The following is a 24221-nucleotide window of genomic DNA, read 5'->3' on the forward strand; positions in this document are numbered from 1 at the left end:
AGCACCATGTGCGGGCTTGGCAGATTTTCGAACAGCGCCTTGAAGTCGATCTGCGGCAAATGAGGCCCCCATGTTTTCCGGTAACGCTTTCATCGGGGAAGCGATCCACAGGCGCAGGTGCCCATACCGGGCGGTCCCCGCCACATCAACAACCTCGTCCGCGCGTTAACGCCGCGCCTCTGGGTCTGGCGGCGGGAGTCACCTATATCGGCCTGATGGTTGACCCCGACGCCGCGCCGCCGCTCATCGGCGCCGCCCTCATCAAGGATCACGTCAAGCGCCTTCCCGATGCGCCCGGCGTCTATCGCATGGTCGGTGACGACGGCGAGGTCCTCTATGTGGGCAAGGCCCGGTCGCTGAAGAAGCGGGTGACCCAGTACGCTCAGGGCCGCTTCCACACCCAGCGCATCGCCCTGATGGTCGACCTGACCCGGTCGATGGAGTTTGTCACCACCCGCACCGAGACCGACGCCCTGCTGCTCGAGATCAATCTGATCAAGCAGCTGAAGCCCCGGTTCAACGTGCTGCTGCGGGACGACAAGAGCTTCCCCGAGATCGTCATCCGCCGGGACCACGACGCCCCGCAACTGCGCAAGCACCGCGGCGCCCACACGATCAAGGGCGACTATTTCGGACCCTTCGCCAGCGCCTGGGCGGTGAACCGGACGCTCAACACCCTGCAGAAGGCCTTCCTGCTGCGGTCCTGCTCCGACAGCGTCTATGACAGCCGCACCCGGCCCTGCATGCTGCACCAGATCAAGCGCTGCGCGGCGCCCTGCACGGGCCTGGTCTCGCTGGAGGACTACAACGCCCTGGTGGACGAGGCCGAGGCCTTCCTGAGGGGCAAGAGCCGGGCGGTGATGGCCAAGCTGTCGGCCGAGATGCAGGCCGCCTCCGACGAAATGGAGTTCGAGCGCGCCGCCCGCCTGCGCGACCGGATCCGGGCGCTGGCCTCCGTGGCCCAGGAACAGCAGATCAATCCCGAGAGCCTGGAAGAGGGCGACATCATCGCCCTGCACTGCGAGGGCGGCCAGGCCTGCGTCCAGGTCTTCTTCTTCCGCGGCGGCCAGAACTGGGGCAACCGGGCCTATTTCCCGCGGGTCGATAAGAGCGACGAGGCGGCCGATGTCATGGCCGCCTTCCTCGGCCAGTTCTATGAGGACAAGCCGATCCCCAGGCTGATCCTGACCAATGTGGAGCCGGCCGACCGGGACCTGCTGTGCGAGGCCTTCGCCCTGAAGGCCGGTCGAAAGGTGGAGATTCTCCAGCCCCTGCGCGGGGAAAAACGCCAGCTTGTCGAGCACGCCCTGACCAACGCCCGGGAGGCCCTGGGACGGCGGATGGCCGAGAGCTCGGCCCAGTCCAAGCTGCTGATCGGGGTCTGCGAGGCCTTTGGCCTGGACGCGCCGCCAGAGCGGATCGAGGTCTATGACAACAGCCACATCATGGGGACCAACGCCGTCGGCGGCATGATCGTGGCCGGACCCGAGGGCTTCCTCAAGAACCAGTACCGCAAGTTCAACATCAAGGGGACCGACCTCACCCCGGGCGACGACTACGGCATGATGCGAGAGGTGCTGCGTCGCCGCTTCGCCCGGATGGTCAAGGACGAGGAGGCCGGCGAGGCCGCCCCGCGCCCGGACCTGGTGCTGATCGACGGCGGCGCCGGCCAGCTGGCGGCGGCCCAGGAGATCATGGCCGATCTCGGCGTCGACGACATCGCCGTGGTCGGCGTGGCCAAGGGGCCGGACCGGGACGCCGGCCTGGAGCGGTTCTTCATGACCGGGCGCACCCCATTCATGCTCGAGCCCAAGTCGCCGGTGCTCTACTACCTCCAGCGTCTGCGCGACGAGGCCCACCGGTTCGCCATCGGCAGCCACCGGGTGCGCCGGGCCATCGACATGAAGAAGAACCCCCTGGACGAGATCGACGGTGTGGGTCCTGGACGCAAGCGCGCCCTGCTGCACGCCTTCGGCTCGGCCAAGGGGGTGTCCCGGGCCTCGGTGGACGACCTGGCCAAGGTGGATGGGGTCAGCCTGGCCCTGGCCCAGCGGATTCACGACCGCTTCCGCAAATAGGCGCCGGAATCGGCGGGGGTCGGCTATGATCTCTGCGAACCAGGAGATGCTCATGGTCCTTCGTCTCAGCCTCTTCGTCGTGCTGGCCGCGCTCGCCGGGGCTGCCAGCGCCAGTTCACCTGACGCCTGGAGCGCGTTTCGCGCCGAGGTGCGCAGCGCGTGCCTCGCCGCCGCCCGCGCCCAGGGCATGACCAATCCCGAGGTGGTGACCCACCCCTTCGGCTCACAATCCTATGGAATCGCCGTCCTGCGGGAGGGTGATGACAAGCGTATCTGCGTCTTCAACAAGGCCACCAAGGCCGTCGAACTCACCTGAACGACCAGTCAAGGCGGCCGATGAAAGCCCTTCCGAACATTCTGACCTCCCTGCGCCTGGTGCTGGCGCTGTTCATGTTTGTGGCCCTGGCCACGGCGGCGGGCGCCACGCCTTGGGTCAGCGAGCGCCTGACCCTTGAGGCGCAGTTCACCCTGCAGCGGTGGGCCTTCTACGCCTTCGTCATCGCCGCGGTGACCGACTGGTTCGACGGCTGGCTGGCCCGCAAGTACGATGCGGTGACGGTGTGGGGTTCGATCCTCGACCCCATTGGCGACAAGGTGCTGGTCTGCGGCGCGGTGCTGGGCCTGATGTCGTTGGGCCCTCAGCCGCTGGTCCTGCTGCCGGCCGGCCTGATCCTGTTCCGGGAGTTCACGGTCAGCGCCCTGCGCGAGGTCGGCGCCGGCAAGGGGATCGTCCTGCCGGTGACCATGCTGGCCAAGTGGAAGACCGCCTTGCAGATGACCGCGCTCGCCGCCGAGCTGTTCGTGGCCAGCTGGGGGGCCTTTGGCCTGCCGCACACGCCGGAACTTCTGGGTCCTGCCAGTCTGGTGGCTCACACCCTGTTCTGGCTGGCGGCCCTGGTGACGGTGATCACCGGCGCCCAGTACTGGGAGCAGACCCGCAAGGCGCTCGCGGAGTGAGGGCCAGCGAGCGGGGCGGTCGCGTCGCCGCAGACGGACCGGGCGACCGGTCCAGCTGCATCAGGCGCACCAGCATCGCTTCTCCAGTCATCCGCAGCATCATCGCGACTCTCCCTGCCCTGCGCGGCCCGTTCGCAGGTCTCGATAATGCGAATGAATCGCATAAACGGTCAAGAGTCGGCCTTGCGGTGGAGCTAAAGACTGGGTCGCGCGTTATGCTGCCCTAACAACGGAAGAGACACTCCCATGCGCCCCATCGCCTATTCCCTGGTCGCGGCCCTCGCCCTCTCGTCCGCCCCTGGCCTCGCCTCGGCCCAGGCGGCCGGCACGCCGCTTGGCAACTTCTTCAACTGTGACGCCAGCGGTCAGCGCCAGGAGACCGGCGCCCTCCTGGGCGGCGTCGCCGGCGCCCTGCTGGGCAGCCAGGTGAGCCGCAATGAACGCGCCCTGGGCGCGGTGGTCGGGGCAGGCCTCGGCGCCGTCGCCGGCTCCTGGATCGGTTGCCGCATGCAGGTCAGCGAGCAGCAACGGGCCCGCAACGCCTTCGAAACCGCGCTGAACACCAATCAGAGCCAGACCTGGAATGATCCCACCACCGGGACCACCGGTCGCGTGGACATCATCAACGCCAATACCAGCTACGGCGGCGGCGCGAGCGCCGGCGCGACCTTTGGCCAGCCGACCTCGGCGGCCAATCTGCGCTATACCGGCCGGGCTCAGCCCCTGCGGACCTCGTTCGAGCCGACCAACGCCCAGTACACCACCCGCAACACCGTCAATCTGCGCGCCTCGCCCTCGGCCAACGCCGCAGTGGTCGGCCAGCTGCGTGGCGGCCAGACCTTCAATGTCGCCGGTCGGGTGGCGGGCGACCGCTGGCTGCTGGTGGAGCAGAACGGCTATGTGACCGGCTATGTGGCCGAGTGGGTCGTCCAGCCCGTGGCCAGCGGCGGTGGCTATGCCACCACCAACTGCAAGGTGGTTCAACAGACCATCCAGCCCCGCATGGGCCAGTCCACCACCGAGCGCTACACCGCCTGTCCGGAAGCCGGCGGCGGCTGGCGTCTCAGCGCGGCCTGATTGGATCTGACCTCAAAGACCAAGGCCCGGGGCTCAAACCCCGGGCCTTTCTGCGTCACGACATGGGATTGGCTTCTGGCGGCGGATCGCCGGGCAGGGGGATGAACTCGCCGTCGTCGGCGTCGGGCAGCTTCATACGCCCGGCCCGCCAGTCGGCCTTGGCCTGCTCGATCCGGTCCTTGGACGAGGAGACGAAGTTCCACTCGATGAACCGCTCGCCCACCGGCTCGCCGCCTAGCAGCATGACGATGGCGTCGGTGACCGCGGTCAACAGCACCGGCTGACCCGGGGCGAAGACCAGCATCTGGCCCTCGCCATAGGTATGGCCGTCCACCTCCACCTGGCCCCGGGCCACGTAGGCCGCCCGCTCCGGATCCTCAGCTGGAAGTTGCCCCCGCGCGCCGGCCGGCATCGTCCAGTGGACGTAGAACAGCGGCGAATGCACCGGCACCTTGGACTTGGCGCCAAAGGCCTCGCCGGCGATCAGCACCGCCTTCAGCCCGTCGTCCTGCGCATGGGTCACCAGGTCGTCGGCGTCGAAGTGGACGAAGCTGGGATCGATCTCCTCCTGGGCCTGCGGCAGGGCGAGCCAGGCCTGGATGCCGTCCATCCGCCCGCCGTGGCTGCGCAGGTGCTCGAAACGTTCGGAATGGGTGATGCCCCTGCCCGCGGTCATCCAGTTGACCTCGCCGGGCTTGATCTCCTGGACCGCGCCGACGCTGTCGCGGTGGGTCATCTGGCCATCGAACAGATAGGACAGGGTCGACAGGCCGATATGCGGGTGCGGCCGCACGTCCACATTGGCCGGAAAGCCTGGATCAAACCGCGCCGGTCCCATGTGGTCGAAGAAGATGAACGGCCCGACCATCCGCCGCTTCCCATAGGGCAGCACCCGCCCCACCTCAAAGCCGCCAAGATCCTTGCGGCGCTGGTCAATGACGAGATCAATCATGGGCGGCTCCCTTGGGGGTTGAGGCCCTAGAACATAGGGCCGCCACCCTGGCTTGTCGCCCTGCTGGCGGGGGATGTCGGGTCGTTGACGGGGGGATGTCGTGGCGGCTCAATGGACTGAGGCGGCAGGGTCGGGCCGATCGCCGACAGGGGGAATGGGCGCGTGCTGATCCAGAAACTGAGGTTGCAGCGAGGCTGGTCGCAGGAGCAGCTCGCAGAGGTGTCCGGGCTCAGCGTGCGCACGGTTCAGCGGCTGGAGCGGGGCCAGACCGGCAGCCTGGAGTCCCTGAACGCCCTGGCGGCGGTCTTTGAGATCGACATCTCCCGCCTCACGGAGCCCGACATGGACAAACCCACGACCGAGGCCATCAGAGCCGACGAGGCGCTCGCCCTCGCCCAGGTGCGCAAGCTGAAGGCCTTCTATGTGCACTTCGCCCAGTACGCCGTTGTCATTACCATCCTCGCCCTGATCAACCTGGTGGGCCAGCCGGGCTACTGGTGGTTCGTCTGGCCCGCGCTGGGCTGGGGGCTGGGCGTGGCCGCCCATGCGGCCTCGGTGTTCGACATCTTCCCGTTCCTGAACGGCGACTGGGAAAAGCGACAGGTGGAAAAGCGCCTGGGCCGCGAACTCTAGGGGCGTGGGGGCGCCTTAGCCGGCCCCGCCCAGCACCCGCGCCAGGAAGTCGCCGCCCAGTCTCAGGCCGGTCTCGTCGATGCTGTGGCCCAGGCCCCGGGCGGCGTGGGTGGTGATGTCGAAGTCCAGCGCCTGGAAGTCCGCCTGCGCCTGGCCCATGGCGGCGAAGGGCACCATGGGATCGGCGTCCCCGTGGATCAGCAGCAGGGGCGGCCGGGTCTTCACCTCGGACTGCAGCGCCTCGGCGTCGGCCAGCATGCCGGAATAGCCGACGACGCCGGCCATGGTCTCGGGGCGCCGCGGGGCCACATGCAGCGCCATCATGGTCCCCTGGCTGAAGCCTACCAGGGCGACCTTGCTGTTGGGCAGGTCGTGGGCGGTTCGGTGCATGTCGATGAAGGCGTTCACCAGGGGCGCGGCCTGCCGCACGCCCGCCGCCCGGCTTTCCCGCCCAAGGTCGGTGAGCGCCCACCACTGATAGCCGCCAGGGGCGGCCGGGCAGGGCTCTGGCGCATTGGGGGCCATGAAGGCGGTGTCCGGCAGGGCGTCGCGCCAATAGGGGACCAGCCCCATCAGGTCGGCCCCGTTGGAGCCATAGCCGTGCAGCAGGATCACCAGGGATTGCGGCGCGCGGCCGCTGGCCGGGGCGGCCATGGGGCCAGTGAGGCGGGTCAGAGTGCTCATGGGTCGGTGGTGAGACAATTGGCGGCGTGGGTCAACAGAGGCGCCCGCCTTGCCAAGGACGACCTTTCGCGTGTTCTAGAGGGATGGGCAGAGATGATCGGTTCGGCGACCCCCACAGGCGCAATCCCGCCGCAAGGGGCGAGGTCTGATGACCCGTCGCCCGGCCAGCGCCAAGAAGGCCCTGTCAGAGGCCAACCTGGTCGCCCTCGGCGCCGAACGGCTGGCGGCCTTGCTGATGGAGACGGCGAGCCCGGCCCTGAAGCGGCGCCTGCGGATGGAGCTGGCCGCCGAGGCCGGGGCCGCTGACCTCGCCTTCGAGCTGGACAAGCGCCTGACCGCCCTGGAGGCCAGCAAGACCCGGGTCTCCTGGCGCAAGCGGCCCGAGCTGCTGTCTGAACTGAGGACGCTGCAGACCCTGATCGTTCAGCGGCTGGCGGGGCTGGAGCCCGCCCTTGGGCTCGACCGGCTGGTGGCCTGGTTCGACATCTATCCGTCCCTGACCCGACGGGTGCAGGACCCCAAGGGGGAGCTGGCCCTGATCTTCGACGCCGCCTCAAGCGATCTGACCGCTCTGGCCTCGCAACTGGGGCCCGAGGTGGCGGGACCCATCCTGGGCGAGGCGCTCGCCACCCGGCTGTCGGAATGGGCGGTGTGGGTCGGTCGCGGCGCAGGGGCGCTGAGCCCGGAGCTCGCCCGACGCCTGCTGGTCGATCTGACCGCCGGCAAGTCTCCGCCCACCGGGCGCCTGGCGCTGGTGGTGCGAAGGCTCGCCGACCGGGCTGGCGACCTGGACGCCTGGATCCTTTCCCTGTCGGACGCCGACCGTAAGAAGCCGGATGTCGCCGCCGAGATCGCCCGACGCTTAGCCGAAGATGGCCGGGCGGGGCCGGCCCGCGACGCCCTGGAAGCGGCGCGCGCCTCAAACCCCCAGGCCCGTCCGGCCCGGGGCAAGGCCGCCGGCCCCGAGCCGCAGGGCGAGGCCTGGTACGCCGCCGAAATCGCCGTGCTGGAGGCCGAGGGCGAGGCCGCCGCCGCTGATGCGGCCCGGTGGCGCCTGTTCGAGCGCACCCTGTCGCCAGAGCCGCTGCGGGCCCTGTTGGCCAAGCTGGCGGATTTCGAGGATGTGGTGGCGCTGGATCGCGCCTTCGAGATCGCCGCAGACCATGGGGACCTGATGCGGGCCCTGGCCTTCCTCATGGACTGGCCCGCCCACCGGGAGGCCGCGGCCCTGGTGCTGAAGCGGCGCGCTGAGCTCCGCGGCGCTCATAATGACCTGCCGGCCTGGGCCGAGCGGCTCTCGGCCCGCCACCCCCAGGCCGCCCTGCTGCTGGTGCGGGCCCGGGCGCTCGCCCTGCGGCGCCTGGGCGCCGGCTTCAGCGACGAGGTGGCCGACCTGATCGTAGAGGCTGAGTCCCTGGCCGTCGGCCTGACCGACGACGCCATCCCCACCCACGAAGCCTTCCTGGCGGAGCTTCGTTAGCCATCAAGGCCGGGATTCGCCTCACAGTATACATAGCCTTCGACCTCGAAGGCCTGGGTGGAGCGAGAGGCGATTCCGGCGCCGCCCTCAATATAATGGGCCGCTCCCATGCTCTCTCGCTTGTCGGCGCGGAAGATGATCCGCTTGGAGACGCCTGCTGGACATAGCTCCTCCGCCCGCCGCTCCCAGACGGCGCGCGCATCGGCCGCCGAGGCGTTGAAGGGCGCCACGGCGAGAAGCGTATATGCCCCCTCGCCGTGCGGCTGCTCCCTGTAGCCGTGGCGCTGGGTCTCGCTGATGGGCCCAAAGGGCGGCGGTGCGGGGGTGGCGCAGGCTTGCAGCGCCAGCCCTATCGTGAGCGGGACCGCGCCTGTGGACATCCAGTTCATCCTCAGTTCGCCTTCGCCTCGCGTTTCAGGCCCCGGACATACTCGACTGTCGCCTTGCCCACGGCTACCGCGTTTCCATAGGTGGCAGGCTCGGTCACGTTCGGCGCGGATGATACGTAGGAGCCCGCCTCCACGCCCGATCCTATACGACGGACTGTGCGGTCATGGGCCGTAGTCTCGAGCAGTTCATCGACGCCGTCGACTGAAGGCACAACGGCGCGGTTGATGTCGAGAAGGGCATAGGTCGCGATGAAGGCGTGGGCATTTTGAATTTCACGCATCAGCCGCGCGCCTTCGTCCTGGAGCCACTCCCGGGCCAGGAACAAGGAGCTCTCCCCAACGGACAGTTTGTCATCGCGCGCCAGCTCCACCTCACGCATCATCGATCTGTGCTCGCTGGAGCCTGGGGCGGGGGGCGCGCCGTTATCGTCCCGCGCGCTCTCCGTCACCGACGCCACCAGCCGTTCTTTCAGCTCCGGCGAAAGCACAGGCAGGGGGAGTGGCGTGGAAAAGTAGGTGAAGGTGTTCCGATAGAGCGGACCCTTGGTCTCCGCTGCGGGCGGCTGGTTCTTGAAGGTGTGGGGTGTCTTGTAGGGCAGGGCGGCGTTCTGGTAGGTCGCCACCCCAACGACGCGAAGGACGCTGGAGTCTTCAGACAGGGTATAGGTCGTCGCGATCTCAACCACGTCGTCAAGAACGCCTGGCGTGACAAGCTTCTGGCTAAGCCCCACGTCGCCGAAGGTGACGGCGCCGCCCCGGTGCGCCCGCGCTGCGGCCCTGAACTCCGCCGCGATGGACTGGTTCAGTGTCTCGGGCGTGACGATCTCAGCAATTTCAGTGGCCTGGCGGTGGGCTCGAGCCGATGGGGCGGCATTGATGATCGCCCCGGCAATGGCGCCCCCGATGACTCCGGCGAGCCCGCCGCCTGCGCCATTCACCTCGGTATAGTACCAGCTCTTGCCGACGCCCACTTCAGTCCCGGTGATGCTGACCGGGGTCTGTCCCAACTGTCCGATGTGGGCCTGGGAGAGCGCCCGAGCGTGCGGCACAGCTTGCGGTGTCGCGCAGGCGGCAAGCGATAGACACATCACGGACGCCATCGCCCGGGAGGAGAAACAGTTCATTTGAGATCCTGAGAAACGGGCGGCCAATCGCCCCGGGCCCGCGCCAACTGTGAGGGCGCGCGCATGAAGTGACTCAACATGTCGGTCATGCGCGCCCCCCGACGCATCCAAGAGCGACAGCCATACCCGCCAAGGTAGAGCTTGTCACCCCCGCCCGTCAGGCTGTGGTGTCAGTCTTCCAGCGCCCTGATCATCGCCACCCGCGCCGCGTGCCGGCCGCCTTCGAATTCCGCGCTGAGGAAGGCGTCGACGATGTCCAGGGCTAGGCCTTCGCCGACCACCCGGGCGCCCAGGGCCAGCATGTTGGCGTCATTGTGCGCCCGGATCATGCGAGCCGAGAAGGTGTCGGCGCAGACGCCGCAACGCACGCCCCTGATCTTGTTGGCGGCCATCATGATCCCCTGGCCGGTGCCGCAGACCACGATGCCGAGCGCGCAGTCGCCAGAGGCGACGCGGCGGGCGGCGGCCTCGCCATGCTTGGGATAGTCGGTGCTTTCCGCCGTGGCGGGTCCGATGTCGATCGCCTCCCACCCTTTCGCCGACACATGGGCCGCGATGGCTTGGCGAAGCGGGATGGCGGCGTGGTCGCTGGACAGGACGATGCGTCAGTTGGCGGTCATCGGCAGGCTTAGCCCTGGCTGCTCACATAGGGGCTGATGAGGCCCAGCGACAGGATCTGGTCGCGCAGGAAGTTGTCGAAGGCGTGCATGTCGCGGGTGACGATGCGCAGCTCATAGTCGGCCGAACCGGTGACGGTGGCGCACTGGACCACCTCGTGCAGCTTGGTGATGGCGGTCTCGAAAGCGTCGAGATTGTCCCGGGTCGGCAGAGACAGTTTAACGGTGCAATAGACCTCGAAGTTCAGGCCCAGGCGCTCGCGGTCCAGGATGGTCACCCGCCGCTGGATGACGCCGGCGTCTTCCAGCCGCTTGATCCGCCGCCAGCAGGGGCTGGAGGACAATCCGACCCGCTCGGCGATCTCGGCCACCGACAGGCCAGCGTCGTGCTGAATCAGGTCCAGGATCTTGGCATCAACCGCATCAAGGGTCTCAGGCACGCTTTTCTCCCCATTTATCCGCATATGCGCCCGGTTCGTGCCCTGGAACCGGATGTCAGGGGCACGCCTTAGGTAAGCAATTGCGGCGTACTTATATGATCTTGCAAGCCTATAGGGAGCCCCAAAGGGAAAGATATTGCGATGCGGCACACAGAAGTGACGCTCGACGACAAGTTTCTGCTCAACGAGGGTCGGGTTTTCATCACCGGGGTCCAGGCCCTTCTGCGGGTCCTGATGGACCAGCGACGGCTGGACGAGGCCGCGGGCCTGAACACGGCGGGATTCTTGTCCGGCTATCGGGGCTCGCCGCTGGGGGGCCTCGACCAGCAGGCCCACCGGGCCTCCAAGCATCTGGACGCCGCACAGGTGGTGTTCAAGGAGGGGCTGAACGAGGACCTGGCGGCCACCGCCGTCTGGGGCAGCCAGCAGGCCAACCTCTTCCCCGGCGCCAGGTATGATGGCGTCTTTGGCATGTGGTACGGCAAGGCGCCTGGCGTCGACCGGACCGGTGACGCCTTCAAGCACGCCAACTTCGCCGGGACCTCACCCAGGGGCGGCGTGGTCGCCGTGGCCGGCGATGACCACAACTGCAAGTCCTCCACCCTGCCGTCCCAGTCGGAGTTCGCCTTCCAGGACTTCGAAATGCCGGTCCTGTCGCCGGCCGATGTGCAGGAGGTGCTGGACTACGGCCTGATGGGCTACGCCCTGTCGCGGTTCTCAGGGCTTTGGGTCGGCCTGATCGCGCTCGCCGACACCATGGACTCGGCCATGACCATCGACGTGGCGCTGGAGCGTCACAGCTTCGTCCTGCCTCGGTTCGACATGCCGGCCGGGGGCCTGGGCATCCGGCTGAAGGACCAGCCGATGGACAAGGAGCGGCGGCTGCGGAGCTACAAGATCCCTGCGGCCCTGGCGTTCGCCCGCGCCAACCGGATCGACCGGGTGACGCTGGCCTCGCCCCGGCCCCGGCTGGGCATCGTCTGCCAGGGTCAGGCCTATAAGGATGTGATCGAGGCCTTCGCGGCCATGGAAATCACGCCGGCCCAGGCCGCCGATCTGGGCGTCTCGATCTACAAGATTGGCATGCCCTGGCCCCTCGAACCCACGGGCCTGCGCGCCTTCGCCGCCGGGCTTGAGACCCTGATGGTCATCGAGCACAAGCGGCCTCTGATCGAGGGGCAGGCCCGCGCCGCCCTCTACGACCTGCCGGCCCAGGCGAGGCCCCGGATCATCGGCAAGACCGACGAGCAGGGCCATCCCCTGCTGTCGGACCTGGGCGCCCTGTCGGTGGCCGAGGTGGCGCTGGCCATCGCCGACCGCCTGCCGCCGGGCCCGCACATGGACGGGGTCTATGACTATCTGAACCGGGTCTCGGCCGCCGGCGTCGCCGCCGTCAGCCTGTCGTCGGACCAGCAGCGCAAGCCCTTCTTCTGCTCGGGCTGCCCGCACAACACCTCGACCCGCCTGCCGGAGGGCTCGCGGGCCCTGGCCGGCATCGGCTGCCACTACATGGCCAGCTTCTCCGACCCCAATACCGACCTGAACAGCCATATGGGCGGCGAGGGCCTGAGCTGGGTGGGGGCTGCGCCCTTCACCACGGAGAAGCACGTCTTCGTCAATCTGGGGGACGGGACCTACAACCACTCAGGCTCGCTGGCCATTCGCGCCGCCGTCGCCGCCGAGGCCAACGTCACCTACAAGCTGCTGTTCAACGACGCGGTGGCCATGACCGGCGGCCAGGCGGCCGAGAGCGGGTTTACCCCCGCTCAGATCACCCGCCAGCTGGCGTCGGAGGGCGTGGCCCGCACCGTCATCGTGGCGGACGATCCGACCCGATATGCTCGCGTCAAAGATCTGGCGCCCGGCGTCGAGGTCAAGCCGCGGGCGGAACTGATGGCCGTGCAGCGGACCCTGCGCGACACCCCAGGCGTCACCGTCATGCTCTATGATCAGGTCTGCGCCACCGAGAAGCGCCGTCGGCGCAAGCGCGGCAAGCTGGCCGCCGCCGAGAAGCGCGTCATCATCAATCCCCTGGTCTGCGAGGGCTGCGGCGACTGTTCGAAGGCGTCGAACTGCGTGTCGGTGGAGCCGCTGAACACCGAGTTTGGCCGCAAGCGCAAGATCAACCAGTCCAGCTGCAACCAGGATTATTCCTGCCTGGACGGCTTCTGCCCGTCCTTCGTGACCCTGGAGGGCGCGGAGAACCCGCACGGTGTCCGGCTGCCGGCGCTGACGGCCGACTCCACGCCCCTGCCGACGTTCGAGGCCTCACCGGGCGTGCGCAATATCGTCTTCACCGGCGTCGGCGGCACAGGGGTCACGACCACCGCCTCGATCCTGGCCATGGCCGCCCATGTGGACGGCAAGGCGGCCTCAGTGGTGGACATGACGGGCCTGGCCCAGAAGGGCGGGGCGGTGTTCAGCCATGTCCGCATCGGCGAGGACGAAGAGAGCATCGTCGGCGGCCGCACGCCCGCGGCCAGCGCCCATGTGCTGATCGCCTGCGACGTTATGGTGGCGGCCGGCGCCGATGCGCTGGCCCTCTACGCCAAGGACCGGACGGTGGCCTTCGGCAACGCCGACCTGTCGCCGACCGCCGACTTCGTCACCGACCGGGACGTGCGGTTTGACTCCGGCGGCATGGCCAGGCGGATCGCTGCGGCCGCCAAGGCCTATGACGAGACCCCGGCCCATCACATGGCTGAGACGGAGCTCGGCGACGCCATCTACGCCAACATGATCATGCTGGGCTTCGCCTGGCAGAAGGGGGTGATCCCCATCTCCAGCCGGGCCCTCTATCGCGCTATCAAGCTGAATGGCGTGGCGGCCGATCAGAACCTGCAGGCCTTCGAGATGGGGCGCCGCGCGGCGCACGATCCTGAGAGCCGCGGGCGGCGAGAGGCCGATGTGGCCACCCCCGAAACCCTGCCCCTGGCGGAGCTGATCGCCCACCGCGTCCGGGAGCTGGCGGCCTATCAGAATGCGGCCTATGCGGCCCGCTACCAGGACCGCGTCGAGGCGATCGCGCGCATCGAGGCGCCGCTGGGTTCGGAGAGCCTGACCCGGGCCGTGGCCGTCAATCTCTACAAGCTGATGGCCTACAAAGATGAGTATGAGGTGGCCCGCCTCTATGCCGACGGCCGCTTCGACGCCTATCGCAGCCAGAGCTTCCAGGGGGGCAAGGCCAAGGTCTGGCTGGCGCCGCCGATCCTGGGCGCCAAAGACGACCAGGGCCATCCCCGCAAGATCGCCTTTGGCGGCTGGATGCTGGAGTACGGCTTCCCGGTCCTCGCCAAGCTGAAGGGGTTGCGGGGCACGGCGCTGGACCTGTTCGGCTATTCCCTAGAACGCCAGATGGAACGCGCCCTGATTGTGACCTATGAGGCCGACCTCCAGCGCATCGCCCGCGAACTGACGTCAGAGCGTCTGGCCCTGGCGGTTGAGCTTGCCCAGGTCCCGCAGGACATCCGAGGCTTTGGCCACGTCAAGCAGGCCTCATTGGGGTCGGCGATGGCAAAGCGCGAGGCGCTGTGGGCGAAGTGGGAGCCGTCAGAAGGCGTACTCAGCGCCTGACCGGCGGTGAAATCCGTTTCCCTGGGCCGCCCCTCGGGGTAGCCAATGGGCATGGCTGATTTCGATTTCGACGCCCTGGTGGTCGGCGCGGGCGCCGTGGGCCTGGCCTGCGGCTACGCCCTGTCCCGCCGCGGCCTGACCGTGGTGGTGCTGGAGGCCGACCAGGCCATCGGCCAGGGCGTTTCCTCACGCAATTCCGAGGTGATCCATGGGGGGCTCTACTATCCCACCGGCTCGCTGAAGGCCCGGCTCTGCGTCCAGGGACGGCGGATGCTCTATCCGTTCCTGGAGGCCCGCAACGTGGCCTTCGACCGCTGCGGCAAGCTGGTGGTGGCCAATGGCCCTGAGGAGGTCGCCCGCCTCGAACCGATCCTGGCCCAGGCCCGGACCAATGATGTCGAGGACATGGAGCTGCTGACCAAGGCCCAGGCCCTGGCGCTGGAGCCCAACCTGTCCTGTGACGCGGCCCTGATCTCGCCGCAGAGCGGGGTGTTCGACAGCCATGGTTACATGCTGGCCCTGCAGGGCGAGATCGAGGCGGCCGGCGGGGCGGTGGTGGTCTCCACGCCTTTCGAAGGGGCCGAGGCACTCGCCAGCGGCGGCTGGAAGGTGCGGGCCGGCGGCGCCGATCCCACGACGCTGACCGTGCGCCTGCTGATCACCGCGCCGGGCCTGTCGGCCCAGGCCGTGGCTGGCGAGATCGAAGGCTTTCCCAAGGCGGAGATCCCTGAGGGCCACTATGGCAAGGGCCGCTATTTCCGCCTGCAGGGCAAGGCGCCCTTCGCCCGTCTGATCTATCCGCCGCCGATCCCCGGCGCGCTCGGCACTCACTACCGCCGCGACCTGGGCGGCCAGGCCGTGTTCGGCCCCGACCTGATCTTCGTCGATGAGCTGGACTACAGCGTCGAGCCGGACGCCGCGGCGGGCTTTTACACCTATGTCCGCAAGTTCTGGCCGGCGCTGCCCGACGAGGCGCTCACGCCGGACTATGCTGGCATCCGCCCCAAACTGCATGGCCCCGGCGAGCCGCACTCCGACTTCCGCATCGACGGCCCAGAGGCCCATGGCCTCGAAGGTCTCGTCGCCCTGTTCGGCATCGAGAGCCCGGGGCTCACCTCATCCCTGGCGATCGGGGACGAGGTGGCCTTGAGGTTGGGGCTGCAGGCGGCGTAGGCCCCCAGCCGCTAGATTGGCGGCGTCAGGCAGGCGCGCCGCCCTCGTCCTTCGAGGCCCGCTTGCGCGGGCGCCTCAGGATGAGGACGGACTGAGACGCCTCGTCGTGCTGAAGCCCTCATCCTGAGGTGCGAGCGGAGCGAGCTCGAAGGACGCAGGGGCTCGAAGCCGCTGCGTCCAATACGGGGTCGGCGCCTCAGTTCGCCCGGGGAACCAGCTTCAGGATCTTGCCCTGTGCGCTGTCGGTGGCGAGGTAGATGGCGCCGTCGGGGCCGACCTTGACCTCTCGGATGCGCTCGTTGACGTCGGTGGCCAGGCGTTCCTCCCCCACAACGCGGTTTCCGTCCAGGGTCAGGCGGACCAGGTGCATGTCGCGCAGGGCGCCGACAAACAGGCTGTCCTTCCAGGCCGGGAACAGGTCAGCTTGATAGAAGGCCATGCCGGACGGGCCGATGACCGGGTCCCAGTAATAGACCGGCTGCTCCATGCCGGGTTGGGCGGTCTGGCCCTGGCCGATCGCATTGCCGGAATATTCCAGCCCATAGGCGATGGTCGGCCAGCCATAGTCCTTGCCGGCCTCAATGATGTTCAGCTCATCGCCGCCGCGGGCGCCATGTTCGACCTCCCACAACTGGCCCGTCGTGGGGTGCAGGGCGGCGGCCTGGATGTTGCGCACGCCCGAGGCGAAGATCTCAGGCCGCGCGCCCTCCCGGCCGACAAAGGGATTGTCCTGCGGGATCGTGCCATCGCGGTTGATGCGGACGACCTTGCCCAGGGCGGAGCCCAAATCATGAGACTGCATCCGGCCCTCCATGATCGAGCGCTCGCCCAGGCCGATCAGGAGGTGGCCCTCGCGGTCAAACACCAGGCGGTTGCCGAAATGCTTGGTGGAGGCCATGGCCGGTTCCTGCTGGTAGATGACCTCGACGGCTTCCACGCGCGCAGCGGCCCCGTCCTCCACCAGGCGACCCCGGGCCACGGCGGTGGAGTTGGTCCCATTCCCGCGGGGCTCAGCATAGCTCCAATAGATCAGGCTGTTCTGGGCGAAGTCAGGGTCCAGGGCCACGTCCAGCAGGCCGCCCTGGTCGCGGGCGTCCACCTCCGGCAGGCCCGTGACGGGCGCCGAGAGCTGGCCTTGAGCGGTGACGATCCGCAGACGGCCGGGCTTTTCGGTCACCAGCATGCGGCCGTCCGGCAGGAAGGCGATGGCCCAGGGCTTGTCCAGGCCTTCGGCGACGGTGACGACCTCATAGGCCACGTTCGCCGTGACTTCAGGCGCGCGGGTCTGGCCGGGGAAGGCCGGCGTCTGTGAGGGGGCGTTGGCGGCCCGCGTCTCCCATGGCTGGCCCGAGGGCGCAACGTCCGCCGCCGACTGGGCCGCGCCGTCGGTTCCGCCGCAGGCGGCCAGGACCACGGCGAGCGCGGTGGTGAGAAGCAGGTTTCGCATGGACGGATCTCCCTCTGGTCGAGCTTTCAAGGCGCAGACGCCTCAGTTCGTTCCCGCCACCGCCTCCAGTGCCGCCTGGGGTGTGGCGCCGTCCACATGTATGAGCGCCCAGACGGCAAGGAAGAGCAGGGGCCAGCGTCGCGAGTCGTTCTCATTCAGGAACACGTCCTGAGCCTCGTGCGCGCCAATGGCGACCCCGATGGGGATCACATCGGCGATGCGCTCGGCGATGGTCCGGGCGCGGGGCGCGATCCAGGCCTCCACCGGCACGGTGAAGCCCTGCTTGCGCGCCCAGGGGGCGGCGGCGGGACAGACCCCCTCCAGCCACTTGCGCAGCAGCCACTTGCCATGGCGCCCGCGCACCTTGAACCGGTCGGGCAGGCCAAAGGCGAAGTCGGCGACGCGGGAATCGAGAAACGGGGTGCGTCCCTCCAGCCCATGCGCCATCAGGCAGCGGTCGAGCTTTGTCAGCAGGTCATTGGGCAGCCAGGTGGCGATGTCGGCGTACTGCGCCTGTTGCAGGCGGGTCAGGCCGGCCGCCGCCCGGGCCTGGTTTCGCCAGCGCTGCAGCAGCTCAGGCGGAACGCCCCGGGGCTCGGCCGGCCGGCCGCCCAGCCAGGGGGGCCGAAGGGCGCGGCGATAGCGGCCATAGCCACCGAACAGCTCATCGCCGCCCTCGCCAGTCAGGACCACGGTCAGGGTCCCCTTGGCCGCCTGGGCCAGCTTGAAGGTGGGCAGGATGGCGTAGTCGGCGGTGGGGTCGTCCAGGGCCTTGGCCACCTGCGGCAACAGGGTCCAGAAGTCCTCTTCGGTAAAGGTGGTCTCCCGCCAGTCGAGGTTCAGCGCCCGGGCCACCCGCTCGGCCTGGGCGCGTTCGTCCCGGGCGCCGGGGGCGTCAAAGCCGCAGGTGAAGGCGGTGACCGGCCGGCTGTTGAGGCGGGACATCAGGGTGGCGATGGCGGCGGAATCGATCCCCCCGGAGAGGAACAGGCCATAGGGCACGTCGGCCCGCTGATGGACCCGAACGCTGTCTTCCAACACCCCGTCGAGTTGCTTGAGCAGGGCGGTCTCGTCGCGGCCGCCGCGGGGTCTGGCCGCAGAGGGCAGGGCGGGGCGAATCTCATGAGGAACCAGCCGGCCGTTCACCACCTCGATGATGGCGCCGGGCGCGACCCGGCGAGCGCCATAGAGGGCGGTCTCCTCGCCCAGGGTGTAGCTGAAGGCCAGCATCTCCCGGGCGCCGTTGGTGGTGATGGCCGGCGGCGCCAGGCCCGCCTTGACGAAGGCGCCGGCCTCCGAGGCGAAGGCCAGCCCCGTCTCCAGCTCCATCACATAGAGCGGCTTGATGCCGAAGGGGTCGCGGACCAGCCAGGTGCGGCCGTCGGGCCCCACCAGGCAGAAGGCGTACATGCCCCGCAGGCGATGAAAGGCGGCTGGTCCTTCCCGAGCGTAGAGGTGCAGCAGGGGCTCGAAATCCGAGCCGGTGGACAGCGCGTCTTCCAGGCCGAACGCGTCGGCTAGCTCCAGATAGTTATAGATTTCCCCATTGCCGATGACCGTCCCGCCCGCCGCGTGCAGGGGCTGCCAGCCACCCTCCAGGTCGATGATCGAGAGCCGGGCATGGGCGAGTGAGCGGCCCGGCGTCTCCTCCACGCGGATCCCGTCTGGACCCCGGTGAGTCATGGCCTCGATCAGGGGGCGGGCGGAGATCTCACCGTCCAGGATGCCGGCTATGCCGCACATCAGCCCGCTCCGAAGCGGGCGAACAGGTCGCGCCACTGGGCCACCACCGCCCCTTGCGAGAAATCAGTCTCCACGCGGTCCAGGCCGTTCTGCGCCAGACGGATGCGCAGCATGGGATCGTCCAGCAGCCGGCGCACGGCCGCAGCCAGGGCCTCGGGATCATCGATCGGGACCAGCAGGCCGTCCTCACCCTCGCGGATCAGGGCGCTGGGGCCCTGGCTTGCGGCGGCGGCCACCGGCAGGCCATGCGCCCAGGCTTGGATGACCACATTGCCCAGGGGCTCGAAGCGTGAGGGAAAGACACAGACATCGGCCGCCCGATAGAGGGCGGAGGGATCATTCCGCCAGCCCAGGAAGCGCACCCGGGACGAGACCCCCAGTGCTATGGCCAGGGCCTTCAGTCGCGCCTCTTCCGGCCCGGCGCCGGCGATCCACAGATAGGCCTCAGGCAGGCGGGTCAGCGCATTGAGCGTCACATCATGGGCCTTGGCCTCATGGAGCCGGCCCATGGCCAGCAGCAGGGGGGCTTCGGCCGGGGTGTCCAGGAGGGCGCGGTCAGCCGGCATGGCCTCAGCCGGCGCCTGCGCGAAATTGGGGATGTAGGCGACATTTCCCGCTGGCCAGCCCTGGCCCACCACCCACTCGGCGATGTCCTCGGTGTTGGCCACCAGGAAATCGAAGCCGGCATAGTATTTCAGATTGTAGTAGCCCCCCAGGCGGCCGATCCGCGACCAGGGTCCCTTGGGGGTATGCCGGGCCGCCCGGTTCATCCAGGCGAGGGCCACCGTGACATTCTGCGCCCGCGCAAAACCCGCCACCTTGCGCCGGGTCAGCAGGTCGACAGGTCCGCCAAAGCCGAAGGTCTCCACCGCCACACCGGCGGCGCGCATCGCCTGCTCGCGAACGGGGTGCGGACGCAGGGCCACAGCCTGTGCGACCCCGTCCCCAGCCAGGGCCAGAACCAGGTCGACGAAATAGGTCTCCGCCCCGCCTTCGCCGGCCGTTCCCAGAAGATGAAGCACGCTCATGGCGGCGCGAACCTAGCCTCGCTTTGGCCTGCGCCCAAGCCGCTTGATGCGTCGATCCGAAATCCCTATAACCCGCGCCTCGCGCGTCAGCGGCGCGAACCCGTGGCTGGGTAGCTCAGCTGGTTAGAGCGGTGGATTCATAACCCACAGGTCGGCGGTTCGAGCCCGCCCCCAGCTACCACACCACCCAACCCAAGGTTCGCAGGGTGTTCCGCTAGAAGGCTCTGTAACGTTCCTTGGATAGTGATCTCGATTTCCCCGCCACGCTCCTGTGAAAGGGGCGTGATGACCACGCGCTCCACAAGGCCGAGGACGGCTTCCTTCAACCGTCGCTCAGCATCCGTGTCACCACGCGCCGCATCGGGGAGGCTCGCCTCAAGCGTCGCGACCATGGTGGCGAACTGGTCCGCAGCAGCAGGGTGAAGCACGAAGGGCTGCGGTTCGCGGTCCGCTTCAGCAAGCTTGGTTGTGAGTTCCTGCTTCTCGCGCTCAAGCTCTTCCAGTTTCCGTCTTACAGCCGGACTATCGAGACCCCCGACAATCGCGTCCACAGCGCGGGTGATCGCGCGTTCTACTTCGCCCAGACGGCGTTGAAGCGGAGCCGCATCTAGCGCCGCATTGCGGGCGCGCTCTTGCGCGGCACGAGCGTATTCTCGGACAAACGCGGCCGTGGCCTCCGGCGAGAGCATTTGCTCCCTAAGCCCCTCCAGAACTCGCTTTTCAACCTTTGCTCGGGACGGCGTTCGGCGATTGAAACAGCCTCGCCCCTCACGATGGTTCAGGCAAACCAGCTTTCCCGTCGTGTAGGTCGTGTAGGAGCCACCACAACACCCGCAACGGAGCCGGCCGCCGAACAGTGAGGGACGACGCTGTACGGAGTGTGGCGAATGGCTGGCTGCGTCTTTGCGCTTGCGAACTTTGTTCCATGTCTCGTCATCGACGATCCGAAGGTGGGGGACTGACGTGCGTTTCCACTGGTCAGGAGGCAGGTAGCGATGTTGTCGCTTTCCGGATTGCCGATCCTTTCTGACCTCATCGCGCCCCCAGACCTTTATGCCAACATAGAGTTCAGTGTTGAGGATGCCGTTGCCCCGGGCTCTCGCACCGCTGATCGTTGAGCCATTCCAGAGGCCGCCTCTCGGGCCTTCAATTCCATCCTGGTTTAACGACAGCGCGATCTCGCGCGGGGAGTCTCCGGCCGCGTAGGCGGTGAAGATGCGGCGGACAATCAGCGCTTCTTCGTCCACAACCTCCACGGCCCCGCCAGGCTGGCTCCGATAGCCGTAAGTGCGAGCGCCTGTCGCCAACCCCTTCTCCGCGTTCGAATGCATCCCCCGCTTCGTCTTCGCGCTAAGGTTCGTGATGTACTGCTGAGCCATCAGGCCCTTAAGCGCGACATGCAACTCGCTCACGTCACCTGAAGCCATCGTATGGAGGCGCACTCCCACATCCACTAGCCGGTTGAAAATGTGTGCTTGGTGCTCGATGTTGCGCGCAAATCGATCTTCATCCTCAGCCAGCAGTACGTCGAATTCACCACGTTCCGCAGCGTGTAGGGCGTCGAGCACGCCGGGGCGATTTTGGATCGCGGCCCCGGAGATCGCCGCGTCTATTAACGATTGGACGACAATCCAACCCCGGCTGGCGGCGTACTCTGTGCATTGGGCTACCTGATCGGCAATGGATCGCGCGTTCTGCCGGTCAGAACTGTATCTCGCGTAGACGGCGCATCTGGTCATTGTGTGAGAGGCCTCTCACCGATGGTGTACAGGTGGTCGCGCTCTTCTTGGACCCTGGCGAGGGCTTCGATAAGGCTGACTACGTCAGGGTGAAGGTTGGTTGTATAGGCGTCGAAACGCTGGCCTGTGAACAGGTGTTGTTGCGTTGAAGGGGGCAAGGAAAATCAGTGTCTGGGGGCGCAGCCCCATGGAACTAAACCGGGCTGGGCCCGTCAGGCGTCTTTCACGCCGATGTCTCTCGAGAGAGAACTTACAGGATACCCCAGGCACCCTCCGATGGCTACCAATTTGGGCCTGGGTTGGCTGATGCCCTCGGCCGACCCGTGCAACCCTTAGGGGTGTAAGGGTCAGGCTAGTTTGCCTATGCCGCGACATACCGGACCCCCAACCGAAAGCTGCGGTGAAACCTAAGACATCGACTTCTGGCGCATCGGCCCCTCTCGGATGAAGGTGGAGCCAACGACCGCGGCTAGTGGTGCCGGAGCACCAGGACCGCGGCTGCAAACATTCCCAACGCCATTGATGTCGCCAGAAATCCCGTAGCGAAGAACCGCCAAAGGCGAGGTCTGCGCTCAAGCAGCTTGACGTCGATCTCCATCAGCCGGCGACGGACCAGGCGCTCCTGGCGGTCAAGGTCTTCGTCTTGTCGCTGTTCGTCTGAGGAAGCGCTCATCGCGCGGGCAGGTCCAAGTCATTCGAGGGGACCTGGACAAACCGGCCATCAAGGGTCTCTGGGTCGACCGGCTCCCAAAGTCGCGACCCATGGCGAGACGTTCTGCGAGCAGGGCGGGAGTTTCCGACCGGCCAAGTGCCATGAAGGCGTAGGTGCTCGGTGAGCAAGTAATCTTCAAGGCAGTAGGGGGGCTCCCAGCTCACTAGGACCAGGGCGAGCGACACCAACGGCGGCTGTGGGGTCATGGCAAGGTAGGTCACCCCAAAGCCGTGCGCAAACCGACCTCCTCGCAGGCTGCGTACCAGTGAGCATGTCCGTGGCTGCAGACCCGTTGCAGAGCCGATGTAGAGGATGGCCTCGGGGGTTGCGATCAGGCCTCTCAAGCTTGTTAGCGCCCGAAAAGCGACGCGCCTGCGGTCAACGACGATATAGACCCCATTGCGATGTCCATTCATCACCCTGAGCCATCTGGTCGCAATTGCGAGATCGCTGATGCCGCTCCAGCCTATCCATGGATAGCGGAGCGGCAGTTCTTCATAACATCCGGCGGTAGACAACACCCACTATTCTCCTTTGTTCAAAGAGAAAATGAAATGAGTCTCCAGGAGTGGCAATATCGACAAATATATAACTAGTATTGGCTATATTCATGTCCCAATGTATTTGAAATGCTAAAAGTACTATAGTTCGATATCATCTTTTGGAGACACGATATGCGCTATAGACATTTTGCAGTAATATTAACAGATGCGCTTGCCATCGCCGAAGTCGAGCCGCGGTCCGCAGCAGAACTGCTCGGCTATTCGAGTCCGGGCATGGTGATGATGTGGATGGAAGGTAAGCACTTGCCCCCACTCGAGAGCCTACCCGAGGTCGCGAGTATTTCGGGCGCGGACCCGCGCATGCTGTTGGCTGGCTGGCTCATCGACTCCGCGCCATCTCTTCAGCCACACGTTCACGACATGATCAAAGGGCTGGGCCTGGACGCTTCCGGGTTTTCTGGTTGACCACGTGGATCATGCTGCCGGGCAGGGACAAGGGCGCGACGTGGTCATGCCTTCCGTCCCAAGGGGCTATGGTCAGAGCTGCGCCATCAAGTCTATTTGTGCTCGGATAGGGGAGGTAGTGGCACCAAGGGCTTGGTCGCTGGCTGGCCATCGTAACATTTCGCTGCAACTGCTGCGTTGTCGACAACAGCCAAGTTTGCGAAGTCGCCCTGACGGTAAAGAACCGGAGGCATGGTTGCGCGTGCCACTTGGTCATAGGCGTGGACCGCCAATGCTGCGGAGGCGCGCCTTCTGGGCAGATCGTATTCCAGGCCTCGTTTGCCAACGGCATCCTGCGCAAACGCAACCTCCTCTGGTAGGAAGGTTCGGACGAACTCTTTCGGTCCGGACATGCCGCCGAAGCCATTGCGGGCGTTGAATTTCCCACACACCGCTGCTGCATCATCGCTCATAACCCAGACAACATCTGTAAACTCGACTGAGTTCGGGTCGCGTAGGTCAGCGGTGATCGACTCATAGGCCATCCCCAGAAGGGCTTGCTCGGTCGATGTAATGGGCGCTTCGGAACATGCGCCCGCCGCCAGCCCCGCCATCACCGCTACGCTCAATCCGACTCCGACCCGCACGCCTGCCTCCAACCCGTTATGGGATAACCTGTAACGGGTTCTAACGGTCTGACCGCGCCTCGCAAGCACGGGTCCATGCCGGGAAACCTCTACACTGAAGCCTATAGTGCGTTTGTCGGCCTTCTAAGGGATGCGCGGGTGGCTGCCGGCCTGACACAGGAAGAACTCGCAAACAGGCTTGGGCGTCCTCAGTCGTTCGTCTCCAAGAGTGAGCGACGCGAGCGGCGTATCGATGTCGTAGAGTTCATCGAAATCGCTCGCGCGCTGGGGCTCGATCCGGCCCGATTGCTGGCAGATGTGGAGCGGTCAGGACAACCTGGTGATCCGTCCCTAAAGCCGAATTCAGTGCATGAGCGATTGCGGCAGCGTCGCCCGTAGATCGTCCAACCTCGCTTGGGCACAGGACCGCACGCCGGCAGTGCTGGTGAGCAGCTTCGCTTTACCCAGGCAGTCAGTTCCGGCGTTCATGGCTTTCATGGCGTAAGAGGCCCACCAGAGGGCTCGTCGACTCCACTGGTGCTCTCCCCATCGCCGGCCCCTCTCAATGCCCCACGAGGCCTCCTGAGGGCCGGAGAGCCTGATCCGCAGCCTCCCCCCATCGGCCACGTTTCATTCTTATGCGCAGGGGTAGAAGCTATTACCCGTGACGTGACCCCCTGAAACTCAGCCAGAAATAGCTAGAGTCCGCCCCATGGAAGGACGGACGAATGAAGCGATCAAGGTTCACGGAAGAGCAGATCATTGGGATCCTGCGGGAGCAGGAGGCGGGCGTGCCGGTGGC

21 protein-coding genes, 1 tRNA gene and 1 pseudogene are annotated in these 24221 nt (G+C 66.9%); 11 read left to right on the forward strand and 12 right to left on the reverse strand.

The window, feature by feature from the left end:
* Positions 1 to 215: 215 nt before the first annotated feature.
* The 4 genes from uvrC to Q7V15_RS05190 all read left to right on the forward strand — a co-directional run bounded on the left by uvrC (position 216) and on the right by Q7V15_RS05190 (position 4112).
* On the forward strand, positions 216 to 2078 hold the full coding sequence (uvrC, locus tag Q7V15_RS05175) for an excinuclease ABC subunit UvrC (protein ID WP_304754341.1): 1863 nt from the start codon (positions 216 to 218) through the stop codon (positions 2076 to 2078).
* A 52-nt stretch (positions 2079 to 2130) separates the two neighbouring features.
* Positions 2131 to 2394 carry a hypothetical protein gene (locus tag Q7V15_RS05180; protein ID WP_304754343.1) on the forward strand — a complete coding sequence of 88 codons (264 nt, stop codon included), beginning with the start codon at positions 2131 to 2133 and terminating at the stop codon, positions 2392 to 2394.
* Between the two features lie 20 nt (positions 2395 to 2414).
* A complete protein-coding gene (gene pgsA / locus Q7V15_RS05185) occupies positions 2415 to 3035 on the forward strand; it encodes a CDP-diacylglycerol--glycerol-3-phosphate 3-phosphatidyltransferase (protein WP_304754345.1) in 621 nt (206 codons plus the stop codon).
* Positions 3036 to 3281: 246 nt separating this feature from the next.
* A complete protein-coding gene (locus Q7V15_RS05190; RefSeq protein ID WP_304754347.1) occupies positions 3282 to 4112 on the forward strand; it encodes an SH3 domain-containing protein in 831 nt (276 codons plus the stop codon).
* 55 nt (positions 4113 to 4167) lie between these two features.
* On the opposite strand, the gene Q7V15_RS05195 is transcribed toward Q7V15_RS05190, so the two are convergent.
* On the reverse strand, positions 4168 to 5064 hold the full coding sequence (locus Q7V15_RS05195) for a pirin family protein (RefSeq protein WP_304754349.1): 897 nt from the start codon (positions 5062 to 5064) through the stop codon (positions 4168 to 4170).
* Positions 5065 to 5226: 162 nt separating this feature from the next.
* Here Q7V15_RS05195 and Q7V15_RS05200 point away from each other — a divergent pair, with 162 nt between their 5' ends.
* Entirely contained in the window at positions 5227 to 5697 is a 471-nt protein-coding gene (locus Q7V15_RS05200) for a 2TM domain-containing protein (RefSeq protein ID WP_304754351.1), read from the forward strand.
* A 15-nt stretch (positions 5698 to 5712) separates the two neighbouring features.
* Here Q7V15_RS05200 and Q7V15_RS05205 read toward each other — a convergent pair whose 3' ends face one another.
* Positions 5713 to 6381 carry an alpha/beta hydrolase gene (locus Q7V15_RS05205; RefSeq protein ID WP_304754352.1) on the reverse strand — a complete coding sequence of 223 codons (669 nt, stop codon included), beginning with the start codon at positions 6379 to 6381 and terminating at the stop codon, positions 5713 to 5715.
* A 148-nt stretch (positions 6382 to 6529) separates the two neighbouring features.
* Here Q7V15_RS05205 and Q7V15_RS05210 point away from each other — a divergent pair, with 148 nt between their 5' ends.
* Positions 6530 to 7861 carry a DUF6880 family protein gene (locus tag Q7V15_RS05210; RefSeq protein ID WP_304754354.1) on the forward strand — a complete coding sequence of 444 codons (1332 nt, stop codon included), beginning with the start codon at positions 6530 to 6532 and terminating at the stop codon, positions 7859 to 7861.
* On the opposite strand, the gene Q7V15_RS05215 is transcribed toward Q7V15_RS05210, so the two are convergent.
* The 4 genes and pseudogenes from Q7V15_RS05215 to Q7V15_RS05230 all read right to left on the reverse strand — a co-directional run.
* A complete protein-coding gene (locus Q7V15_RS05215; protein ID WP_304754356.1) occupies positions 7858 to 8241 on the reverse strand; it encodes a hypothetical protein in 384 nt (127 codons plus the stop codon). The two genes, Q7V15_RS05210 and Q7V15_RS05215, sit on opposite strands and share 4 nt — an antisense overlap.
* A gap of 11 nt (positions 8242 to 8252) precedes the next feature.
* Positions 8253 to 9374, reverse strand: coding sequence for a hypothetical protein (locus Q7V15_RS05220; protein ID WP_304754358.1), 1122 nt, complete (start codon positions 9372 to 9374; stop codon positions 8253 to 8255).
* Between the two features lie 170 nt (positions 9375 to 9544).
* Complete coding sequence (gene rpiB, locus Q7V15_RS05225) at positions 9545 to 9976, reverse strand: ribose 5-phosphate isomerase B (protein ID WP_370689770.1); 432 nt, start codon at positions 9974 to 9976, stop codon at positions 9545 to 9547.
* Positions 9977 to 10026: 50 nt separating this feature from the next.
* Positions 10027 to 10431: pseudogene (locus Q7V15_RS05230) on the reverse strand (Lrp/AsnC family transcriptional regulator); the annotation flags it as partial.
* A gap of 141 nt (positions 10432 to 10572) precedes the next feature.
* On the opposite strand from Q7V15_RS05230, the gene Q7V15_RS05235 reads away from it, so the two are divergent.
* Together Q7V15_RS05235 and Q7V15_RS05240 are read left to right on the forward strand one after the other, a co-directional pair.
* The gene (locus Q7V15_RS05235) at positions 10573 to 14004 is read left to right on the forward strand and encodes an indolepyruvate ferredoxin oxidoreductase family protein (protein ID WP_304754360.1); all 3432 of its coding nucleotides are present in this window, start codon (positions 10573 to 10575) and stop codon (positions 14002 to 14004) included.
* Between the two features lie 51 nt (positions 14005 to 14055).
* Complete coding sequence (locus tag Q7V15_RS05240) at positions 14056 to 15177, forward strand: NAD(P)/FAD-dependent oxidoreductase (protein WP_304754362.1); 1122 nt, start codon at positions 14056 to 14058, stop codon at positions 15175 to 15177.
* A gap of 196 nt (positions 15178 to 15373) precedes the next feature.
* On the opposite strand, the gene Q7V15_RS05245 is transcribed toward Q7V15_RS05240, so the two are convergent.
* From Q7V15_RS05245 to Q7V15_RS05255, 3 genes are read right to left on the reverse strand one after another with little or no spacing between them, the layout of a single operon-like run.
* Positions 15374 to 16624, reverse strand: a complete 1251-nt coding sequence (locus Q7V15_RS05245) for a PQQ-dependent sugar dehydrogenase (protein WP_304754364.1) — start codon at positions 16622 to 16624, stop codon at positions 15374 to 15376.
* A 42-nt stretch (positions 16625 to 16666) separates the two neighbouring features.
* Positions 16667 to 18367: an asparagine synthase (glutamine-hydrolyzing) gene (gene asnB / locus Q7V15_RS05250; protein WP_304754366.1), complete on the reverse strand. Its 1701-nt coding sequence runs from the start codon at positions 18365 to 18367 to the stop codon at positions 16667 to 16669.
* Positions 18367 to 19395, reverse strand: a complete 1029-nt coding sequence (locus Q7V15_RS05255) for a glycosyltransferase (RefSeq protein ID WP_304754368.1) — start codon at positions 19393 to 19395, stop codon at positions 18367 to 18369. The genes asnB and Q7V15_RS05255 overlap by 1 nt, the downstream gene beginning before the upstream one ends.
* A 104-nt stretch (positions 19396 to 19499) precedes the next feature.
* On the opposite strand from Q7V15_RS05255, the gene Q7V15_RS05260 reads away from it, so the two are divergent.
* Positions 19500 to 19576, forward strand: a tRNA-Met gene (locus Q7V15_RS05260).
* Here Q7V15_RS05260 and Q7V15_RS16475 read toward each other — a convergent pair.
* On the reverse strand, positions 19533 to 21134 hold the full coding sequence (locus Q7V15_RS16475) for a recombinase family protein (protein WP_370689771.1): 1602 nt from the start codon (positions 21132 to 21134) through the stop codon (positions 19533 to 19535). The two genes, Q7V15_RS05260 and Q7V15_RS16475, sit on opposite strands and share 44 nt — an antisense overlap.
* A gap of 469 nt (positions 21135 to 21603) precedes the next feature.
* Positions 21604 to 21807, reverse strand: a complete 204-nt coding sequence (locus tag Q7V15_RS05265) for a hypothetical protein (RefSeq protein WP_304754371.1) — start codon at positions 21805 to 21807, stop codon at positions 21604 to 21606.
* A gap of 713 nt (positions 21808 to 22520) precedes the next feature.
* On the opposite strand from Q7V15_RS05265, the gene Q7V15_RS05270 reads away from it, so the two are divergent.
* Positions 22521 to 22814 carry a hypothetical protein gene (locus Q7V15_RS05270; RefSeq protein ID WP_304754372.1) on the forward strand — a complete coding sequence of 98 codons (294 nt, stop codon included), beginning with the start codon at positions 22521 to 22523 and terminating at the stop codon, positions 22812 to 22814.
* Between the two features lie 92 nt (positions 22815 to 22906).
* On the opposite strand, the gene Q7V15_RS05275 is transcribed toward Q7V15_RS05270, so the two are convergent.
* Positions 22907 to 23422 carry a hypothetical protein gene (locus Q7V15_RS05275; RefSeq protein ID WP_304754373.1) on the reverse strand — a complete coding sequence of 172 codons (516 nt, stop codon included), beginning with the start codon at positions 23420 to 23422 and terminating at the stop codon, positions 22907 to 22909.
* 93 nt (positions 23423 to 23515) lie between these two features.
* Between Q7V15_RS05275 and Q7V15_RS05280 the strand changes: the two genes are divergently transcribed.
* Positions 23516 to 23818 (forward strand): helix-turn-helix domain-containing protein, encoded by a 303-nt coding sequence (locus tag Q7V15_RS05280; RefSeq protein WP_304754375.1) that lies wholly within the window; start codon positions 23516 to 23518, stop codon positions 23816 to 23818.
* Positions 23819 to 24221 lie beyond the last annotated feature (403 nt).

Origin of the sequence: Phenylobacterium sp. (assembly GCF_030651755.1) — a bacterium.
In the GTDB taxonomy this organism is placed as follows: Bacteria; Pseudomonadota; Alphaproteobacteria; order Caulobacterales; family Caulobacteraceae; genus Phenylobacterium.

Excerpts from the sequence above, each read along its gene's own strand:
- uvrC (WP_304754341.1), top strand. The coding sequence starts at position 216 with ATGGTTGACCCCGACGCCGCGCCGCCGCTCATCGGCGCCGCCCTCATC.
- Q7V15_RS05180 (WP_304754343.1), top strand. The coding sequence starts at position 2,131 with ATGGTCCTTCGTCTCAGCCTCTTCGTCGTGCTGGCCGCGCTCGCCGGG.
- pgsA (WP_304754345.1), top strand. The coding sequence starts at position 2,415 with ATGAAAGCCCTTCCGAACATTCTGACCTCCCTGCGCCTGGTGCTGGCG.
- Q7V15_RS05190 (WP_304754347.1), top strand. The coding sequence starts at position 3,282 with ATGCGCCCCATCGCCTATTCCCTGGTCGCGGCCCTCGCCCTCTCGTCC.
- Q7V15_RS05195 (WP_304754349.1), bottom strand. The coding sequence starts at position 5,064 with ATGATTGATCTCGTCATTGACCAGCGCCGCAAGGATCTTGGCGGCTTT.
- Q7V15_RS05205 (WP_304754352.1), bottom strand. The coding sequence starts at position 6,381 with ATGAGCACTCTGACCCGCCTCACTGGCCCCATGGCCGCCCCGGCCAGC.
- Q7V15_RS05210 (WP_304754354.1), top strand. The coding sequence starts at position 6,530 with ATGACCCGTCGCCCGGCCAGCGCCAAGAAGGCCCTGTCAGAGGCCAAC.
- Q7V15_RS05215 (WP_304754356.1), bottom strand. The coding sequence starts at position 8,241 with ATGTCCACAGGCGCGGTCCCGCTCACGATAGGGCTGGCGCTGCAAGCC.
- Q7V15_RS05220 (WP_304754358.1), bottom strand. The coding sequence starts at position 9,374 with ATGAACTGTTTCTCCTCCCGGGCGATGGCGTCCGTGATGTGTCTATCG.
- Q7V15_RS05235 (WP_304754360.1), top strand. The coding sequence starts at position 10,573 with ATGCGGCACACAGAAGTGACGCTCGACGACAAGTTTCTGCTCAACGAG.
- Q7V15_RS05240 (WP_304754362.1), top strand. The coding sequence starts at position 14,056 with ATGGCTGATTTCGATTTCGACGCCCTGGTGGTCGGCGCGGGCGCCGTG.
- Q7V15_RS05245 (WP_304754364.1), bottom strand. The coding sequence starts at position 16,624 with ATGCGAAACCTGCTTCTCACCACCGCGCTCGCCGTGGTCCTGGCCGCC.
- asnB (WP_304754366.1), bottom strand. The coding sequence starts at position 18,367 with ATGTGCGGCATAGCCGGCATCCTGGACGGTGAGATCTCCGCCCGCCCC.
- Q7V15_RS05255 (WP_304754368.1), bottom strand. The coding sequence starts at position 19,395 with ATGAGCGTGCTTCATCTTCTGGGAACGGCCGGCGAAGGCGGGGCGGAG.
- Q7V15_RS16475 (WP_370689771.1), bottom strand. The coding sequence starts at position 21,134 with ATGACCAGATGCGCCGTCTACGCGAGATACAGTTCTGACCGGCAGAAC.
- Q7V15_RS05265 (WP_304754371.1), bottom strand. The coding sequence starts at position 21,807 with ATGAGCGCTTCCTCAGACGAACAGCGACAAGACGAAGACCTTGACCGC.
- Q7V15_RS05270 (WP_304754372.1), top strand. The coding sequence starts at position 22,521 with ATGCGCTATAGACATTTTGCAGTAATATTAACAGATGCGCTTGCCATC.
- Q7V15_RS05280 (WP_304754375.1), top strand. The coding sequence starts at position 23,516 with ATGCCGGGAAACCTCTACACTGAAGCCTATAGTGCGTTTGTCGGCCTT.